Origin of the sequence: Variovorax boronicumulans NBRC 103145 (assembly GCF_001591345.1) — a bacterium.
In the GTDB taxonomy this organism is placed as follows: Bacteria; Pseudomonadota; Gammaproteobacteria; order Burkholderiales; family Burkholderiaceae_C; genus Variovorax; species Variovorax boronicumulans.
This window is the reverse complement of the sequence record NZ_BCUS01000016.1, coordinates 22,907-39,945: the sequence shown is the minus strand read 5'-3', so window position 1 is coordinate 39,945 and position 17,039 is coordinate 22,907. Positions and strand designations below refer to the sequence as shown.

The 17,039-nt window shown below is 69.2% G+C and carries 16 protein-coding genes and 1 riboswitch; of the genes, 11 read left to right on the top strand and 5 right to left on the bottom strand.

What is annotated here, in order from left to right; translation table 11 throughout:
- From cysD to VBO01S_RS07080, 4 genes are read left to right on the top strand one after another with little or no spacing between them, the layout of a single operon-like run.
- The gene (cysD, locus tag VBO01S_RS07095; RefSeq protein ID WP_062472495.1) at positions 1–954 is read left to right on the top strand and encodes a sulfate adenylyltransferase subunit CysD; all 954 of its coding nucleotides are present in this window, start codon (positions 1–3) and stop codon (positions 952–954) included.
- Complete coding sequence (locus VBO01S_RS07090) at positions 954–2,291, top strand: sulfate adenylyltransferase subunit 1 (RefSeq protein WP_062472493.1); 1,338 nt, start codon at positions 954–956, stop codon at positions 2,289–2,291. Before cysD ends, VBO01S_RS07090 begins: the two co-directional genes overlap by 1 nt.
- A gap of 43 nt (positions 2,292–2,334) precedes the next feature.
- Positions 2,335–2,664: a ferredoxin FdxA gene (gene fdxA, locus VBO01S_RS07085; protein WP_062472491.1), complete on the top strand. Its 330-nt coding sequence runs from the start codon at positions 2,335–2,337 to the stop codon at positions 2,662–2,664.
- A complete protein-coding gene (locus VBO01S_RS07080; protein WP_062472489.1) occupies positions 2,622–3,698 on the top strand; it encodes an NAD(P)/FAD-dependent oxidoreductase in 1,077 nt (358 codons plus the stop codon). Before fdxA ends, VBO01S_RS07080 begins: the two co-directional genes overlap by 43 nt.
- Here the strand turns inward: VBO01S_RS07080 and VBO01S_RS07075 are convergent.
- Positions 3,685–4,986 carry an aspartate aminotransferase family protein gene (locus tag VBO01S_RS07075; RefSeq protein WP_062472487.1) on the bottom strand — a complete coding sequence of 434 codons (1,302 nt, stop codon included), beginning with the start codon at positions 4,984–4,986 and terminating at the stop codon, positions 3,685–3,687. The genes VBO01S_RS07080 and VBO01S_RS07075 overlap by 14 nt on opposite strands.
- A 115-nt stretch (positions 4,987–5,101) precedes the next feature.
- Between VBO01S_RS07075 and VBO01S_RS07070 the strand changes: the two genes are divergently transcribed.
- Positions 5,102–5,842, top strand: coding sequence for a TetR/AcrR family transcriptional regulator (locus VBO01S_RS07070; RefSeq protein ID WP_082818026.1), 741 nt, complete (start codon positions 5,102–5,104; stop codon positions 5,840–5,842).
- On the opposite strand, the gene VBO01S_RS07065 is transcribed toward VBO01S_RS07070, so the two are convergent.
- Positions 5,826–6,743: a LysR family transcriptional regulator gene (locus VBO01S_RS07065; protein WP_062472484.1), complete on the bottom strand. Its 918-nt coding sequence runs from the start codon at positions 6,741–6,743 to the stop codon at positions 5,826–5,828. The two genes, VBO01S_RS07070 and VBO01S_RS07065, sit on opposite strands and share 17 nt — an antisense overlap.
- Positions 6,744–6,827: 84 nt before the next feature.
- On the opposite strand from VBO01S_RS07065, the gene VBO01S_RS07060 reads away from it, so the two are divergent.
- From VBO01S_RS07060 to VBO01S_RS07050, 3 genes are read left to right on the top strand one after another with little or no spacing between them, the layout of a single operon-like run.
- Complete coding sequence (locus VBO01S_RS07060; protein ID WP_062472482.1) at positions 6,828–7,859, top strand: Bug family tripartite tricarboxylate transporter substrate binding protein; 1,032 nt, start codon at positions 6,828–6,830, stop codon at positions 7,857–7,859.
- The gene (locus VBO01S_RS07055) at positions 7,856–9,082 is read left to right on the top strand and encodes an aromatic ring-hydroxylating dioxygenase subunit alpha (RefSeq protein ID WP_062472480.1); all 1,227 of its coding nucleotides are present in this window, start codon (positions 7,856–7,858) and stop codon (positions 9,080–9,082) included. Before VBO01S_RS07060 ends, VBO01S_RS07055 begins: the two co-directional genes overlap by 4 nt.
- A 5-nt stretch (positions 9,083–9,087) precedes the next feature.
- Entirely contained in the window at positions 9,088–10,062 is a 975-nt protein-coding gene (locus VBO01S_RS07050; RefSeq protein WP_255221073.1) for a PDR/VanB family oxidoreductase, read from the top strand.
- Here VBO01S_RS07050 and VBO01S_RS33530 read toward each other — a convergent pair.
- Together VBO01S_RS33530 and VBO01S_RS07040 are read right to left on the bottom strand one after the other, a co-directional pair.
- On the bottom strand, positions 10,036–10,596 hold the full coding sequence (locus VBO01S_RS33530; protein WP_442267801.1) for an adenylate/guanylate cyclase domain-containing protein: 561 nt from the start codon (positions 10,594–10,596) through the stop codon (positions 10,036–10,038). The genes VBO01S_RS07050 and VBO01S_RS33530 overlap by 27 nt on opposite strands.
- Before the next feature lie 1,496 nt (positions 10,597–12,092).
- Positions 12,093–12,869, bottom strand: a complete 777-nt coding sequence (locus tag VBO01S_RS07040) for an enoyl-CoA hydratase (protein WP_062472475.1) — start codon at positions 12,867–12,869, stop codon at positions 12,093–12,095.
- 136 nt (positions 12,870–13,005) lie between these two features.
- Here VBO01S_RS07040 and VBO01S_RS07035 point away from each other — a divergent pair, with 136 nt between their 5' ends.
- Together VBO01S_RS07035 and VBO01S_RS07030 are read left to right on the top strand one after the other, a co-directional pair.
- Positions 13,006–13,461 (top strand): MarR family winged helix-turn-helix transcriptional regulator, encoded by a 456-nt coding sequence (locus VBO01S_RS07035; protein WP_062472473.1) that lies wholly within the window; start codon positions 13,006–13,008, stop codon positions 13,459–13,461.
- A 110-nt stretch (positions 13,462–13,571) separates the two neighbouring features.
- Positions 13,572–13,676, top strand: a riboswitch (TPP riboswitch).
- Between the two features lie 76 nt (positions 13,677–13,752).
- A complete protein-coding gene (locus tag VBO01S_RS07030) occupies positions 13,753–15,093 on the top strand; it encodes a purine-cytosine permease family protein (RefSeq protein ID WP_062472471.1) in 1,341 nt (446 codons plus the stop codon).
- Here VBO01S_RS07030 and thiD read toward each other — a convergent pair.
- Positions 15,038–15,886, bottom strand: coding sequence for a bifunctional hydroxymethylpyrimidine kinase/phosphomethylpyrimidine kinase (gene thiD / locus VBO01S_RS07025; protein WP_062472470.1), 849 nt, complete (start codon positions 15,884–15,886; stop codon positions 15,038–15,040). The genes VBO01S_RS07030 and thiD overlap by 56 nt on opposite strands.
- Positions 15,887–15,921: 35 nt before the next feature.
- Here thiD and VBO01S_RS07020 point away from each other — a divergent pair, with 35 nt between their 5' ends.
- The gene (locus VBO01S_RS07020; RefSeq protein ID WP_062472464.1) at positions 15,922–17,028 is read left to right on the top strand and encodes an FAD-dependent oxidoreductase; all 1,107 of its coding nucleotides are present in this window, start codon (positions 15,922–15,924) and stop codon (positions 17,026–17,028) included.
- Positions 17,029–17,039: the final 11 nt, after the last annotated feature.

The window sequence follows — 17,039 nt, the reverse complement described above, 5'->3', positions numbered from 1 at the left end:
ATGAACGCCCGTACCGAAGCCGACCTGCTGCAGCCGCCCATGCATTCACCCGCGAACCTGTCCAACACGCACCTCGACGCGCTGGAAGAAGAAACCATTTTCATCCTGCGCGAAGTGGCTGCCGCCTTCGAGCGCCCCACCCTGCTGTTCTCGGGCGGCAAGGACTCGCTGGTGCTGCTCAAGTGCGCTGAAAAAGCCTTCGGCGTCGGCCGCATTCCCTACCCGCTGCTGATGATCGACACCGGCCACAACTTCCCCGAAGTGACGGCCTACCGCGACCAGCGCGCGAAGGAACTGGGCGCCGAACTCATCGTGCGCAGCGTCGAAGACTCGATGAAGCGCGGCACCGTGCGCCTGGCCCATCCCGGCGAATCGCGCAACGCGCACCAGTCGGTGACGCTGCTCGAGGCGATCGAAGAATTCCGCTTCGACGCGCTGATCGGCGGCGCCCGCCGCGACGAAGAAAAGGCCCGCGCCAAGGAACGCATCTTTTCGCACCGCGACAGCTTCGGCCAGTGGCAGCCCAAGGACCAGCGCCCCGAGCTGTGGACGCTGTTCAACACGCGCCTGGCTCCCGGCGAGCACTTCCGCGTGTTCCCGATCTCGAACTGGACCGAACTCGACGTGTGGCAATACATCGAGCGCGAGAACGTCGGCCTGCCGTCGATCTACTACACGCACAAGCGCGAAGTGGTCGAACGCCGCGGCCTGCTGGTGCCCGTGACCGAACTCACGCCGCCGCGCGACGGCGAGACCGTGCAGGTGCGCGACGTGCGCTTTCGCACCGTGGGCGACATCACGACCACCTGCCCGGTCGAGAGCCTGGCCGCAGGCGCGGGCGATGTGGTGCTGGAGACGCTGTCGGTCGACGTCAGCGAGCGCGGCGCCACGCGCATGGACGACATGACGTCCGAAGCTTCGATGGAAAAACGCAAGAAAGACGGTTACTTCTGATGAGCGCAACGATCGCAACCCCCGCCACGTCCGACGTCCACGGCGACACCGGCACCGCCCTGCGCTTCATCACCTGCGGCTCGGTCGATGACGGCAAGAGCACGCTCATCGGCCGCCTGCTGGTCGACAGCAAGACCGTGCTGCAGGACCAGCTGGCCGGCGTGCAGCGCGGCGGCGAGACCGACCTGGCCCTGCTGACCGACGGCCTCTCGGCCGAGCGCGAGCAAGGCATCACGATCGACGTGGCCTACCGCTACTTCTCGACCGCCAAGCGCAAGTTCATCATCGGCGACGCGCCGGGCCACGAGCAGTACACGCGCAACATGGTCACGGCCGTCTCGGCCGCCGACGCGGCCGTGGTGCTGGTCGATGCCACCAAGCTGGCCTGGGCCGCCGAGGTCGAAGACGGCACCGTGGTCAAGCGCGAACTGCTGCCGCAGACGCGCCGCCACACGCTGCTGGCCCACCTGCTGCGCGTGCAGTCGATCGTGTTCGCGGTCAACAAGCTCGACGCCATCGACGACGCCGCCCTCGCCTTCGAGCGCATCTCGACCGCGCTGAACGCCTTTGCCGAAGCGGCCGGCGTGAAGGTCGCGGCCATCGTGCCGATCTCGGCCCTCAAGGGCTGGAACGTGGCCACGCGCCATGCCGACTGGGTCGGCTACGAAGGCCCGAGCCTGCTCGAGCTGCTCGAAGACCTGCCCGTGACCGCGCAGGACGAAGCCGTGCCCTTCGCCTTCCCGGTGCAGTGGGTCGAGAAGTTCTCGGCCTCGGCCGACACCTCGCAGGGCCGCCGCGTGTTCTGGGGCCGCGTCGCCTCGGGCCATGTGGAGCCCGGTCAGCGCGTCACGGTGCTGCCCAGCAACCAGACCGCCACCGTGGCGCAGGTGCTGAGCCACACGCGCCAGCCGAAGACCGTGCATGCGGGCCACAGCGCCGGCATCGTGCTCGACCGCGAGCTCGACGTGTCGCGCGGCGACTGGCTGCTGGCGCCCGAGGCTTTCGAGCCCGTGCGCGAGATCACCGCCACCGTGGCCTGGCTCGACGACGAGCCGCTGGTGGCGGGCCGCGTGTACTGGGCGCTGCAGGGCCACCGTTGGGTCAAGGCCAAGGTCGCGCGCATCGTCGATCGCGTGAACATCACCACCCTCGAATCCGAGCCGGCGACCCAGCTGGAAGCCAATTCCATCGGCGATGTGGTGCTCGCGCTGCAGCAGCCGCTGGCCGTCCTGCCCTTCGCCCAATCGCGTGCCCTGGGGTCGCTGGTGCTGGTCGATACGGCCTCTCATCGCACCTCCGCCGCCGTGCTCGTGCAGCCGCCCGCCGCAAAGGCCTAAAATCTAGGGTTTTCCAGCCCCTTCCCCTGACGCTAAAAGACAAATGACCCACGTCGTCTCCGAAGCCTGCATCCGTTGCAAATACACCGACTGCGTGGACGTTTGCCCCGTCGACTGTTTCCGCGAAGGTCCCAACATGCTGGTGATCGACCCGGATGAATGCATCGACTGCGCCGTCTGCATCCCCGAATGCCCGGTCAATGCGATCTACGCCGAGGAAGACCTGCCGGCCGACCAGATCGCCTTCATCAAGCTGAACGCCGAGCTGGCCCTGGCCGACGGCTGGAAGAGCATCACCAAGCGCAAGCCCGCTCTGCCCGAAGCTGAAGAGTGGAAGGACAAGACCGGCAAGATCTCGGAGCTCGTGCGCTGAGCCAGGCGCCCGCACCGATCGAGACCGACGCGCTGATCATCGGCGCCGGTCCGGTCGGCCTGTTCCAGGCCTTCCAGCTGGGCCTGCTCGAGATTTCCTGCCACATCGTCGATGCGCTGCCCGCCGCGGGCGGCCAGTGCGTGGCGTTGTACGGCCACAAGCCGATCTACGACATTCCCGGCACCCCGGTCACGAGCGGGCGCGATCTGGCGCAATCGCTGCTGCAGCAGGTGGCGCCATTCAAGCCGCAATTCCACTTCGGCGAGCAGGTTTCTACGCTGGCCCGCCAGGCCGATGACCGCCTGCTGCTGACCACCTCGGCCGGCACCGCCTTCCTCGCGAAGACCGTGTTCATCGCGGCCGGCGTCGGCGCCTTCGTGCCCAAGCGCATCGCCGTCGACGGCATCGGGCAGTTCGAGGGCTCGACGCTGTTCTATCACCCCGATTCGCTCGACCGCTTCGCCGGCCAGACGGTCGTGGTCAATGGCGGCGACGACATCGCGCTGGAAACCGCCATCGCCCTCACGGCCCTGGCCAAGCAGGTCACGCTGGTCCACCGGCGCGACGGCTTCCAGGCCGACGAAGCGAACGTGGCCGCCATGCGCGCCCTCGTGGCGGACGGCAAGCTGGCCTTCCAGGTCGGCCAGCCGAGCGCCTTCGACGGCAAGCAACTGCAGATCACCACGCCCGACGCCACCACGGTCGACCTGCCGCTCGATGCGTTGATCGCCTGCCTGGGCATTTCGCCGCGCCTGGGCCCCATCGCCGACTGGGGCCTCGAGCTGGAACGCAAGCAGGTGCCGGTCGACACCGAGAAGTACGAAACCCGCGAGCCCGGCGTGTTCGCGGTGGGCGACATCAACACCTACCCGGGCAAGAAGAAGCTCATCGTCTGCGGCTTCCACGAGGCCACGCTGGCGGCCTGGGGCGCGGCCGCGCGGGTGTTCCCCGGCAAGGCGATCCCGCTGCAGTACACGACCACCAGCACGCGCCTGCACGAGCTGCTGGGCGTTGCGGGCACTACTCCGCGCTGAGCAGCAGCGGTCGGCAGGCCTCGATGAAGCTGCCCACGGCGGCGACGTAGCGGTCGATATCCTGCGCCGACAACGGCAGCGAGAGCACCACGAATCCGCGCGGCGAGGTGTAGATCCCCTCACTCAGCAGGTGGAAGAACAGCAGCTGCCGCAAGCGCCCATCCACCGCCGCCAGATCGGCCACGCGCCGCACCTCGCCCCGCAAGAAATGCGCATTCATGAGCGAGCCCACGCCGGTGAACTGCATCGCGACACCCTCGCGTTCGCACAGCGCGTTGAGCCGTGACCGCATCGCCTCGCCGCGCTCGGCCAGCGCACCCGCCGCCTCGGGCGTGAACAGCTGCGTGAGGCCTGCGTAGCCGGCCGCCATCGTCATCACGTTGTTGTTGAAGGTGCCCGAGTGCGCGAGCGCCCCGGTGCGTGGGTCGAACTGCGCCATCACGTCCGCCCGTCCACCGAAGGCGCCGAAGGACATGCCGCCGCCGATGTACTTGCCCAGCGTCGTGAGGTCGGCTCGAATGCCCAGCCCGTTCGCCAGCCCGTGCGGCCCGAGCCGCGAGGTCATCACCTCGTCGAAGACCAGCAGTGCGCCGACCCGCGTGGCCCCGTCGCGCAATGCCTGAAGGAAATCGCGCCGTCCCGGAATGCAGCCGCTCGCGCCCTGCATCGGCTCGACCAGGATGGCGGCGATGTCCGCACCGTGTTCGTCGATCTGCGCACGCGCCGTGCCCGCGTCGTTGTAGGGCAGCACGAGGAAGTCGAAGGGCACGGTCGTCGGCGACGGCTGGTCGCCGAAACCGAGCACGCCGCCGTGGTAACCGCCCGAGAACACCACGATCTTGCGCCGCCCCGTGAAGCGCAGCGCGGCCGTGAGCGCCATCAGGTTCGCCTCGGTGCCCGAGTTGGTGAAGCGCAGCTGCTCGACCTGCGGGAAGCGCTCGCAGATCGTCTGTGCGAGCCGACCTTCGAGCAGGTTGTGCCCCGTGAGGTTGATGCCGCCCTGCATCGCCGCGATGACCGCCTCGCGGATCTCGGGCGCCGAGTGGCCGTAGACGCCGGCCGTGTACTCGGCGATGAAGTCGGTGTAGCGGTGGCCGTCCGCGTCCCAGAGCGACGCGCCCTCGCCCTTGGCGATGGTGAGCGGGAACGGCGCATAGAACAGCACCGAGCGGCTGTTGGCGCCGGGCATGTAGCGCGTCTGCGCCTCGAAGCGGCGCAGGCTTTCCGGGTTGCCGTCGGTGAAGCGTTGATGGGCCTGGGCCAGGGCCTGGTCGATGGCGGTCGTCATGGGAGACATCCTTTGGGAGTGGAACGTGCCGGGAGCGCCCGGCCCGTTTAATTGATCAATGCTCAATTAATAATATTTATACAATCAATTCACCCGCTGCACAATGGCCCCATCCATGAAGAAAAAAGCCCCCGAGCCTCGCCCCCGAACGGCCGGCCGCCCCGCCGGCGGTGCGGCGTTGTCGAAGCAGCGCATCGCCGAAGCCGCGCTGGCGCACATCGACGCGTTCGGCCTCGGCGCCTTCAGCATGCGAGAGATCGCGGCGCAACTCGGCGTGTACCCGGCCACGGTGCACTGGCATGTCAGCACGCGCGAGGCCCTGCTGGCCGAAGTCGCCGCCACGGTCATGGCGCAGGTCACGCCGCCCAAGGGCACGCTCGCCTGGCAGGACTGGATCGCCGAGCTGTTCCACCGCAGCCGCGCCGCGGTGCGGCAGCACCCGAATGTGGCGCAGCTCCTCGGGGCGCAGCTGGTGTCGAACGGCAGCCTGCCGACCGAGCTGGTCGAAGGCGTGCTGGCGGCGCTGACCGAGGCCGGCTTCGACGGCGAGCCGCTGCGCGAGGCCTACAACTGCGTGATCGCCGCGATGCTGGGCTTCCTGACGATGGAGTTCTCGCCCCTGCCCGCCGACAACACGCAGGCCTGGGCCGAAGAGCTGCGCGAGCGCGTCCACACGATCCGCCCGCTCGACCATCCCGTGCTCACGCGCCACCTGCCGCAGCTGGCCAACAAGGCCTTCATCCTGCGCTGGGACAACGGCACCACCGTGCCGCTCGACAGCAGTTTCGAGCGGCACATCCAGATCACGATCGACGGGTTGGAAGCTTTCGCGCGCAGGCTCAAGCCGGTGCAGTGAGCGCGATGCGCAGCAGCGCGTCTTTCAGCCACAGCACGCCCGCATCCGAATTCGAGCGGCGGTTCCAGCAGACGACCGAGCGGTAGCCCGGCAGCTCGAAGGGCAGCGGGTGCACCGCGAGGCGATCGCGAAAGCGCTCGGCCACGCGCAGCGGCAGCACGGCCACATGGTCGGTCTGCGCCAGCAGGTCGACGATCTGGCCGAAGCTGGTCATCGCCACGCGCATGCTGCGCGTGCGCCCTTGCCGCGCCAGCACCTGGTCGATGAGGTCGTCCAGCGCCGAGCTGCCGTAGCCCAGGAACACGTGCGGTGCTTCGCAGAACGCGTCGAGCGTGGCGGCCTCGCCCAGCGTCGGATGGCCGCGGCGCACCGCGACCACGTAGCGGTCCTCGTACAGCAGCGCCGATTCGCAATCGCTCGGCGGCTGCAGGCGCGGCAGCACGGCCACGTCGAAGTCGCCCTTGCGCAGGCGCTCGGTGAGCGTGAGGAAAGAACTGGTCTCCCAGTGCAGGCGGATGCGCGAGCCGCAGGCCGCGAGTTCGTTGGCGAGTGTCGGCAGCAGCAGGTGGCTGGCGTAGTCGCTGCCCGAGATGCGAAAGATGCGCTGCGACGCCGCCGGCTCGAAGCCCTCGCCGGGCTCCAGCATCGCCGACAGGTCGGCCAGCACGCGCTCGACCTGGCCGGCCAGCGCATGGGCGCGCGCGGTGGGCTCCACGCCGTGGGCCGTGCGCGTGAACAGCGGATCGCCGAAGGTGTCGCGCAGCCGGTTGAGCGAGGCACTCACCGCAGGCTGGCTCAGGAAGAGCCGGGTCGCCGCGCGCGACACGCTGCGCTCGCGCATCAGGGCATCGAAGGTCCGCAGCATGCCGACGTCGAGGCTACGGATATCACGTTGGGCCATATCTCATATTCAAAGCTTCGAATTGCCCGCGGGGCAGGCTGTCCGTATCGTCCAGCGCACAAGTACAACACGACTGGAGACACGATGAATCGGTTCAGACCCTCGCCGCCCGAAGCACATGCGGCGGACAAGAAGTGCACCACGCGCCGCCATGCACTCGGTGTGCTCGGTGCCGGCATCGCGGCCCTCGCCGCCGGCCCCGCCTTCGCGCAACCCGCGCCCTTTCCCAACCGCGTGGTGCGCATCGTGCCCTTCGGCTCGCCCGGCGGGCCGATGGACGCCATCGCCCGCGTCTATGCCGAGAAGCTCAAGGCGCGCTGGAACCAGCCGGTGATCGTCGAGGCGCGTCCCGGCGCCAGCGGCACCATCGCGGCCGACGCCGTCGCCAAGGCCGCGCCCGACGGCTACACGGTGCTGCTCACGCTGCCGCTCACGCACATCAACAACGTGGTGCTGCAGCCCAAGCTGCCCTACGACCCGGTGAAAGACTTCGAGCCGCTGTCGCAGCTGGCCACGGGCGGCCCGATGCTGATCGCCCGTGCATCGGCGCCCTTCTCCACCGTGCGCGAATTCGTGGCCTACGCCAAGGCGCATCCCGGCGTTTCGTACGGCACCTGGGGTAACGGCTCCAACGCGCACCTGTTCGGCGAACTGCTGGCGCGCCAGAACCACATCGACCTCGTGCACGTGCCCTACAAGGCCGAGGCCGCCGCGCACAACGACATGTTCGGCGAAGCGCTGGGCGTGGCCTGGGCCAACCCCGCGACCGCACGCGGCCTCGCACAGGCCGGGCGCATCAAGGTGCTGGGCATCACGGGCCGCCAGCGCGTGCGCTCGATGCCCAACGTGCCGACCTTCACCGAACAGGGCTTCGCAGGCTTCGACCTCGACAGCTGGATCGGCGTGTATGCGCCCGCGCGCACGCCGCAGCCCGTCCTCGACGAATGGTCGCTCGCGCTGCGCGAGATCACGAAGCTGCCCGACATCCAGGAGCGGCTGGCCGGCTACGGCTTCGAGCCGCTGGGCAGCACGCCCGCCGAATTCCGTGCCGGCTACAAGGCCGACTTTCCCCGCGTGGCGGACCTGATCAAGGCCGCAGGAGTCACCCCCGAATGAGCGCCGTCGCCCCCCCTTCCGCCACGTCCGAGTGGCAACCCATCGCCTTCGACACCGGTACCGCCTACGGCCGCAAGGCGCCGAGCCACAAACCCGAGCTGACCGAGGTTGGCGCCGGCACGCCCATGGGCGAGCTGCTGCGCCGCTACTGGCATCCCATCGGCCTGGCCGCCGACGCCACCGATACGCCGCGCCAGGTGCGCGTGCTGGGCGAAGACCTCATCCTGTTCCGCGACAAGAAAGGTCGCGCGGGCCTTGTGCACTGGCGCTGCGCGCACCGCGGAGCGTCGCTCTACTACGGGCGCGTGGAAGAAGAAGGCATCCGCTGCTGCTACCACGGCTGGATGTTCGACGTGCAGGGCCACTGCGTCGACCAGCCCTGCGAACCCGATGGCGGCGCGCGCAGCCGCGGCCGCGTGCGCCAGCCCTGGTACCCGGTGCAGGAGCAGTACGGCCTGGTCTGGGCCTACCTCGGCCCGGCCGAGAAGAAGCCGGTGCTGCCACGCTACGACTGCCTCGAAACCATGGACGACGGCGAGACCCTGGAAGCCGACGGCAACAGCATCGGCGGCGGCGGGCCGCAGGTCATTCCCTGCAACTGGCTGCAGCACTACGAGAACGTGGCCGACCCGTTCCACGTGCCCGTGCTGCACGGCAGCTTCAGCGGCACGCAGTTCGTGGCGCTCATGGGTCAGATGCCCGACGTGACCTTCGAGAGCACCGAGACCGGCGTGACGATCACCTCGATCCGCACGCGCGAAGACGGCAGCACCTTCCGCCGCGTGGCCGGCCCCGTGCTGCCGACGCTGCGCGTGGTGCCCAACCCGCGCGTGGCCGCCTACGGGCGCGTCGAGTCGATCGGCTGGGTGCTGCCGATCGACGACCACAGTTTTCGCATCTACACCGTCGGCCGGGTGAAAAACCCCGGCGACCTTGCCCGCGTGCGCTCGCGCCTGAACGGCAAGCTGTGGGAAGAGCTGAGCGAGGCCGAGCACCGCGCCTTTCCCGGCGACTACGAGGCGCAGGTGAGCCAGGGCGCCATCACCGCGCATTCGGAAGAGCACCTGGCCTCGTCCGACCGCGGCATCGTGATGCTGCGCCGGCTGCTGCAACGCCAGCTCGACGCGCTGCGCGAAGGCCGCGACCCGGCCGGCGTGAGCTTCGACCCCGCGGCGGCGCCCGTGCAGTTCGAAGCCGGCAACTTCCTCGTGCCCAAGGAATGAATGGCGTGTCGAGCGGTGCGGGCATCGCGGTGCGGGTGGCGCGCAAGACGGTCGAGGCCGAGGGCGTCGCCGGCTTCAGGCTGGTGCCCGTCGATGGCGAGCGCTTGCCGGCCTTCACGCCGGGCGCGCACATCGACGTCGCATTGCCAGGCGGGCTGGTGCGCCAGTATTCGCTGTGCAACGCATCGGCCCCTGACGACGAGGGGCACTACGAGATCGGCGTGCTGCGCGACGCCGCCTCGCGCGGCGGCTCGCGGGCGATGCACGACACCGTCCATGAAGGCTCGGTGTTGCAGATCGGCCTACCGCGCAACCTCTTCGCGCTCGACGAAAGCGCAACGCACAGCCTGCTGCTGGCCGGCGGCATCGGCGTAACGCCGCTGCTGTCGATGGCGCAGCGGCTGGCCACGCTGGGGGCCGACTTCGCGCTGCACTGCTGCAGCCGCTCGGCGGCGCGCGCGCCCTACCGGCGGCGGCTCGAAGACAGCGCGTTCGCGCACAAGGTGTTCTTCCACCACGACGACGGCCCGCCCGCGCAGCACCTCGACCTCGCCGCCACCCTCGGCCGTCCGGCGCCGGGCCGACACGTCTATGTCTGTGGCCCCTCGGGCTTCCTCGAGGCCGTGCGCACGACCGCACGCGCCCTGCACTGGACGGACGCGCAGGTGCACTTCGAATCGTTCTCCGGCGCCGCACCGCCGGCCGATGGACAAGGCAGCTTCGAGGTCGAACTGCACCGCTCGCGCCGCGTCGTCCATATTCCCGCGACGATGACGGTACTGGACGCGCTCGCCGCCGAGGGCATCGAGATCCCGGTCTCTTGCGCGCAGGGCGTCTGCGGCACCTGTCTCACGCGCGTGCTCGCAGGCGAGGTCGCGCACCACGACCTCTACCTGACACCCGCCGAGCAGGCGGCCAACGACTGCTTCCTGCCCTGCTGCTCGCGGGCGATTTCACCTAGGCTGGTGCTCGACCTCTAGCAGCTCGTAAAGCACCATCCGCGTCTGCCGCCCCCGCAGCTCGATCTGCTCCTCGATGCGCCGCGTGGCCAGACGCCCGCCCAGGCCTTCGAAGGTCGCCTCGGACATCAGCGTGCGCGTGCCCAGTTGCTTGTTGGTGCCCTCGATGCGGCTGGCCGCATTGATCACGTCGCCCAGCGCCGTGTACGACAGCCGGTCGCTCGAGCCGAGCACCCCGGCGATCACGACGCCGGTGTGCATGCCGATGCGCGTGCGAAAGGGCTGCAGCCCCTCGGCCTGCCAGCGGCGGTTGAGCTCGGTCATCTCGGCGTGCAGTTCGAGCGAGGCCGCGCAGGCGTGGTACTCCGCGTCGGGCAGGTCGGTGGGCGCGCCCCACAGCACCATGATGCCGTCGCCCATGAACTTGTCGATCACGCCGCCGTGGCGCGCGAACACGCGGGTCGCGAGGTTGAAGTAGTCGGTCAGCTGCCGCATCAGCACGTCGGCCGGCATCGATTCCGCGATGGCCGTGAATCCTTCCACATCGGTGAACATCGCGGTGATGCGGCGCGGCGAACCGTTGGGCTCTAGGGCATGGCCTTCGGCGATGAGCTGGCGGATCACGTCCACCGGCACGAACTTGCGAAAGGCCTGCAGGCTGCGCGCGGATTCGTCCAGCGCCTGGTTCAGGTGCTGGATCTCGAGCACGCGGCTCGACTCGCGCGGCAGGTCGTCGAGCTCCAGCCGCCCGATGCGCCGCGCCGTGCGCGAGAGGCTTTCGATCGGCGCGGTCACCAGCTTCGACAGGCGCAGCGAAATGAAGAGCGCGATCGCCAGGAACGCCAGCACCAGCAGCAGCGACCACAGCACATTGCGATGCAGCGCACCCAGCAGCGCCTCTTCGGGCTCCCAGCTCACCAGATGCCAGTCGGTGGCGGGAATGCGCGAGGTCTGCACCTGGTAATGCATGCCCTCGTGCACGAGGGCAAAGGCCATGTCCTCGGTCCAGCCGCGGCTGCCGTTGGCCAGCATGTGGGTGTGCAGCGCGCCGAGCACGCCCTCGTCGGGGTCTTCGAGCACGCGCACGGAATGCGGGTGGTCGCTGCGCGCGATCACGTGATGGTCGGCGCTCAACAGCGCGCTGTGGCCGTGGCCCGTGCCACCGAACAGGCGCACGAGGTTGGAGAGATGCCCCAGCGACACGCTGGCGACCGCCACGATCGTCTGCGTGACGCCCTCCTCGTCCTGCCGCCGGCTCGGCCGCGCGTGGCTCACGCCGAGCTCCTTCATCGAGGGCAGCACGAAGGGCGCGGTCCACACGGCGCGCTGCGCCTTCTCGGCCTGCGTGAACCAGTCCTGGTGCACCGGGTCGTCCTCGCTGCGGAATGCCTCGATGCGCGTTGTCTCATAGCGCCGCCGCGGGTCTTCGTCGCCGTCGCTGTCGGGCGGCGATTTGTACTCCCAGGTCTCGGTGGTGGTGCGCCCTTCGCGCAGCACCTGCCGCACCACCGACACGGGGTGGCGCATGGCCATCAAGAAATGGCCGTCGTCGCTGCCCACGCCGATGCTGTCGATTTCGGGTGTCTGTTCCAGCGCGGCCCAGAGCAGCTCGGCGGTCTGCTCGCCGTCGTGGCCCGCCGGATGCAGGTCGGGCGTGTGGGCGATGGCGCGCACCAGGCCCTCGGTCTTGGCCAGGAAGGCGAGGATGTTGTCCTCCACCCGGTCGTGGTTGACCTTGTGCGCCGACTCGCCCACCTTCGACACCAGCTTCTCCGCCCCCCAGTAGCCGAAGGCCACCAGCAGCAGCGACTGCAGCAGCGCGACCGCGCAGATGATGGTGCCGACGTCGACCCGGAAGCGCCGCAGCCGCGCGTGGGGTGCGGGCGATGAGGCCGGTGGTTCCGGGTGCTTGCGGTCGTCTGTCATGTGTGGGGAGCCTCCAGGGCATTCGAAGGCGCCCTCGTGGCGGAGATTCTCACCCGGGCCGTGGGCCCGCGGGCCGGCGCATCACGGGTCGGCCGACATCTGGACGATGACCGGCCCGCTTGCCGCTACGCCGCAGTCTTTGAGAAGTCAGGGGCCCGCTTCTCGGCGAACGCCGTGAAGGCTTCGCGCGCTTCGGGACTCTGGAGGCGCTCCACGAACTGCGCGCCTTCGAGGTCCATCTGGGCTGCAACGGCCGCGCCCTGCTTCATCAGGCCCTTCGTCAGCTTCAACGAGCCTGCGGCACGGCTGGCGAGCAGCTCGGCAACCTTCTGCGCCTCGCCGTGCAGGTCCGACACAGGCACGACCCGGTTCGCGATGCCCCAGGCCAAGGCCTGTGCAGCGGACACCGGCAGGCCCAGCGCAAACATCTCGTAGGCACGAACGTGGCCGATGCGGGCAGGCAGCAGCAGGCTCGACGCCGCTTCGGGAACCAGCGCCAGGTTGACGAACGGCGTGGACAGCAGCGCATCCTCAGCCAGCACGACGAAGTCGCAGTGCAACAGCAAGGTGGTCCCCACGCCGACTGCGCGTCCGTTGACCGCCGCAATCACCGGGCGCGTCGAACTCGCCAACGCACGCAGGAAGCGGGCGACATGACGCTCTTCGTTGCCGGCCTTCCCGGCAGCCACGGCAGCAAATTCGCCCAGGTCGTTGCCCGAGGTGAACATGCCACCTTCGCCTCGCATCACGATGGCCCGGACGGACGGGTCGCTCTCGGCGCCTGCGATGGCATCGGCCAGACGGCCATACATCGCATTGGTCAGTGCGTTCATCTTCTCCGGCCTGGCCAGCGTGAGGGTCAGGACACCCTGGGTGGATTCGACGGTCACGTATTCGGTCATAGGTTCTCCTGGTTGCCCTCTCGCACCGTGCGAGAGGGATGGCATTTAATTCGCATGCGAAGTATATGCTTCGTGTGCGAAATAAATACGGATAAGATGTAACCTGCCGCGCCTTCGCTCAGGCCACAGGAATCCGATGAAAGCTCAAAAAAAATACAGGCTGGTGTTTCTTCTGAACGTCGCCCAGCGGGCGGTGCAGCGCTGGAAGGAAACCCGCGGCGACGCCCTGCCCGCGCTGTCGGCAGCCCAGGCCGGCACGATGTTTTTCCTGTCGACCAACGATGGCGCACTGACGGGAGAAGTCGCGCAGGCACTGAACATCGGTGCCCCGGCCATGTCCGGCCTTGCCGCCCGGCTCGAAAAGGCCGGCTACCTGACCCGCGCGCAAGACCCGAACGACGGGCGCGCATTCCGCCTGTACCAGACCGAGGAAGGACGGCTTGCCGGACAGCGTGCAAAGGCCGGGCTCGGCGCGTTGAACGCACGGCTGACCCAGGGTTTCAGCGACGAAGAGATGGCAATCGTCGGCCGGTGGCTCGAATCGGTGGTCGAGAATTTTTCCGCCGAGGGCGCGGGAAAGCACGAGGAATAGGCCCTCGGCCCCGGCACGCCATCGGTGAGGCGGGTGCAAGGCCCGCTGTGGCCGAATTCTTCCGTGCGCAGGAACTTTTCGGTGCGTCCGCGACACACGCGCCTAAAATGACATTTCGCTAGGGGTGCTGCACCGGTTTCGACCGGTGTGGCTGAGAAAGTCCCTTTGAACCTGACTGAGGTAATCCTCGCGCAGGGAAGCTGGTCCGGTGGCCTCTCACGTTCTCTCGCGTGACGGCCACGCCACTGGAGCCTCGCCCACCTGCCAAACCTTTTGCACTGGAGCAAACGGATGGCACACAACGACAACGACAGTTCCGCTTCGCCCGGCAACGAAGCGCTCACGCCCCTGCCCGCCTCCCGGCGCGTCTTCGGCTGGCACGACCACGCCTCGCTGTGGTTCAGCCTCGGCGTCGGGCTGCTGGTGATGCAGATCGGCGCCTACCTGGTGCCGGCCGTGGGTACGCGCGACGCGGCGCTGGCCATCGTGCTGGGCTCGCTGCTCGGCGCCGGGCTGCTGGCCTGGACGGCGCGGCTGGGCTGCGAAACCGGGCTGGCCAGCGCCGGACTGATGCACGCCACCTACGGCAGCGCCTTCGCGCGGTTGCCGGTGCTGCTCAACATCGTGCAGCTGGTGGGCTGGACCACCTTCGAACTCGTGATCATGCGCGAGGGCACGCAGGCCATCGGGCAGCAGGCCTTCGGCCCCGCGCTGGGCACGGCCTGGGGCGGCGTACTGACCACGCTGCTGTGGGGTGCGGTGCTGCTGGCGCTGCTGGCCGGCTCGATGGTCAAGCTGGTGCGCCGCTTCGTGAGCCGCTTCGGCCTGCCGCTGGTGGTGCTGTCGCTGCTGTGGCTCAGCTGGCAGTTCGCCACGCAGCTGCACGCCAAGGGCCTGGACGCCTTCTGGGCGCGGCCGGGCAACGGCAGCATGGGCATGTTCAGCGCGCTCGACCTGGTGATTGCGATGCCGGTGTCGTGGCTGCCGCTGGTGGCCGACTACGCGCGCCACGGCAAGCGCAGCGCCGGGGGCGGCCTGGGCAGCGCGTTCAGCGGCACCTGGATCGGCTACGCGCTCGCCAACATCTGGTGCTACGCGCTGGGCGTGATGGTGGTGAGCGTGGCCGAGCCGGGCACCAGCCTCGTCACGGCGCTGCTGTTGGCGCAGGGCGGGCTGGTGGCGCTGGGGCTGATCCTCATCGACGAACTCGACAACGCCTATGGCGACGTGTACTCGGGCTCGGTCTCCACGCACAGCCTGCTGCCGCGCTGGAGCGTGAAGCGCTGGGGCCTGCTGCTGGCGGTGCTGTGCATCGGCCTGGCGCTGGTGCTGCCGATGCACACGCTCGAACCCTTCCTGCTGCTGCTGAGCTCGGTGTTCGTGCCGCTGTACGGCGTGATCCTCGGGCGGCTGGGCAGCGGAAGTGCCGTGTCGGCGAACGGCACGCGCACCATCGACTGGGGCGCGGCGCTGATCTGGCTCGCGGGCATCGCGGCCTACCACGCGCTGGCCAAGTGGGCGCCGCAGTTCGGCTCGGCGCTGCCGACGCTGGCGGCGACCTTCGTGCTGGCCTGGCTCAGCCGGCCGACAGCGGCAAGCGGTGGGTCGGCACTGGCGCAAAGCCGTGGTTGAGCGGACCGTGGCCCGCACCGACCTGCACATTCGCACCGGCGCTCATCGCGCCGAGGATGTACGTGCGTGCGCGCTCGACCGCCTCGGGCAGCGCCAGGCCCAGTGCCAGGTGCGCGGCGATGGCCGACGAGAGCGTGCAGCCGGTGCCGTGCAGGTTGCGGCTGGCGATGCGTTGCGACGCGAGTCGCTTGCGCGCGCCGTTGCGCTCCAGCAGCACGTCGACCACCTCGTCGCCCGGCAGGTGGCCGCCCTTGAGCAGCACGGCCTTGGCACCGAGCGCGAGCAGTTCGTCGGCCGCGCCGTCGAGCGCGTCGATGCCGCCGATGGCATGGCCGACCAGCAAGGCGGCTTCGTCGAGGTTGGGCGTGACCACCACGGCGCGCGGGAACAGCTCGCGCACCAGCACCTGCACGGTCTCGGCCGCGATCAGGCGGTCGCCGCTGGTGGCGATCATCACGGGGTCGAGCACCACGTTCTTCAGCTGGTAGCGGTCGATGGCCCAGGCCACGACCTCGACCACCTCGGGCGCGTGCAGCATGCCGAGCTTGACGGCGTCGACGCCGATGTCTTCCACCACGGCCTGGATCTGCGCTTTCAGGAAATCGGGCGGCACGCCGTGGATGCCCGAGACACCCACCGTGTTCTGCGCGGTGAGCGCGGTGATGGCCGTCATGCCGTAGCAGCCGAGGGCCGCAAAGGTCTTGAGGTCGGCCTGGATGCCGGCGCCGCCGCCGCTGTCCGAGCCGGCGATGGAGAGCACGCGTGCGTAGCGCTGGGTGGGGGCTTGGGTCATGTCGAAAATTATCGGCGAGCCGACGGAGGTGCCGCATGAGCACACCGCATCCCCTGCCTTTCGGCTCGGCGGCGATCCTCGGCGCGGGCCTGATGGGCCGCCTGATGGCGGTCACACTCGCGCAAGCTGGCTGCAAGATTGACCTGTACGAGGCCGGCAGCCCCGAGGCCGAAGGCGCGGCCGCGCGCGTGGCCGCGGCCATGCTCGCGCCGCTGGCCGAATCGGCCGTGGCGCCGGTGTCGGTCGTGCGCATGGGACAGCATGCTCTGTCGCGCTGGCCCGAGCTGTTGGCGCCGTTGGCGCAGCCCGTGTTCTTCCAGCGCGAAGGCACGCTGGTGCTGTGGCACCGCCAGGACGCCGCCGAGGCCACGCGGCTCGCGGGCGTGCTGGCGCGCACCGGTGCGCAGGTGCCCGAGCTGGCACCGATGCAGGCGCTCGACACCCCCGCCGCCATCGCCGCGCTGGAGCCCTCGCTGGGCACGCGCTTCGCCCGTGGCCTGTACCTGCCGGGCGAAGGCCAACTCGACAACCGCGCGCTGCTGGCGTCGCTGCGCGCCACGCTCGAAGCCGATGCGCGCGTGACGTTGCACTGGCAGTCGCCGCGTGCGCCCTCGGATTTTTCGCCCGGCACGGCGAGCCAGCCCGACTGGGTGATCGACTGCCGGGGCCTCGGCGCCAAGCCGCAATGGAACGCGCTGCGCGGCGTGCGCGGCGAGGTGATCCGCGTGCATGCGCCCGAGGTCACGCTGCAGCGCCCTACGCGCCTCGTGCATCCGCGCTACCCGCTGTACATCGCGCCCAAGCCCGATCACCTGTTCGTGATCGGCGCGACCGAGATCGAGTCGGACGACCTGTCGCCCGCCAGCGTGCGCTCCACGCTCGAACTGCTGAGCGCGGCCTACGCGGTGCACAGCGGTTTTGCCGAGGCGCGCATCGTCGAGATCGCGACGCAATGCCGGCCCACGCTGCCCGACAACCTTCCCGCCATTCGCCAGCCGCAGCCGCGCGTGCTGCAGATCAACGGCCTGTACCGCCACGGTTTCATGATCGCGCCTGCCCTGCTCGACGCGGCAATGGAACTGCTGACGCACGGCCGCTCCACGCTCGCACACAGCTTCGGCATGGACGTGCCCGACGCATGACGAGAACAACG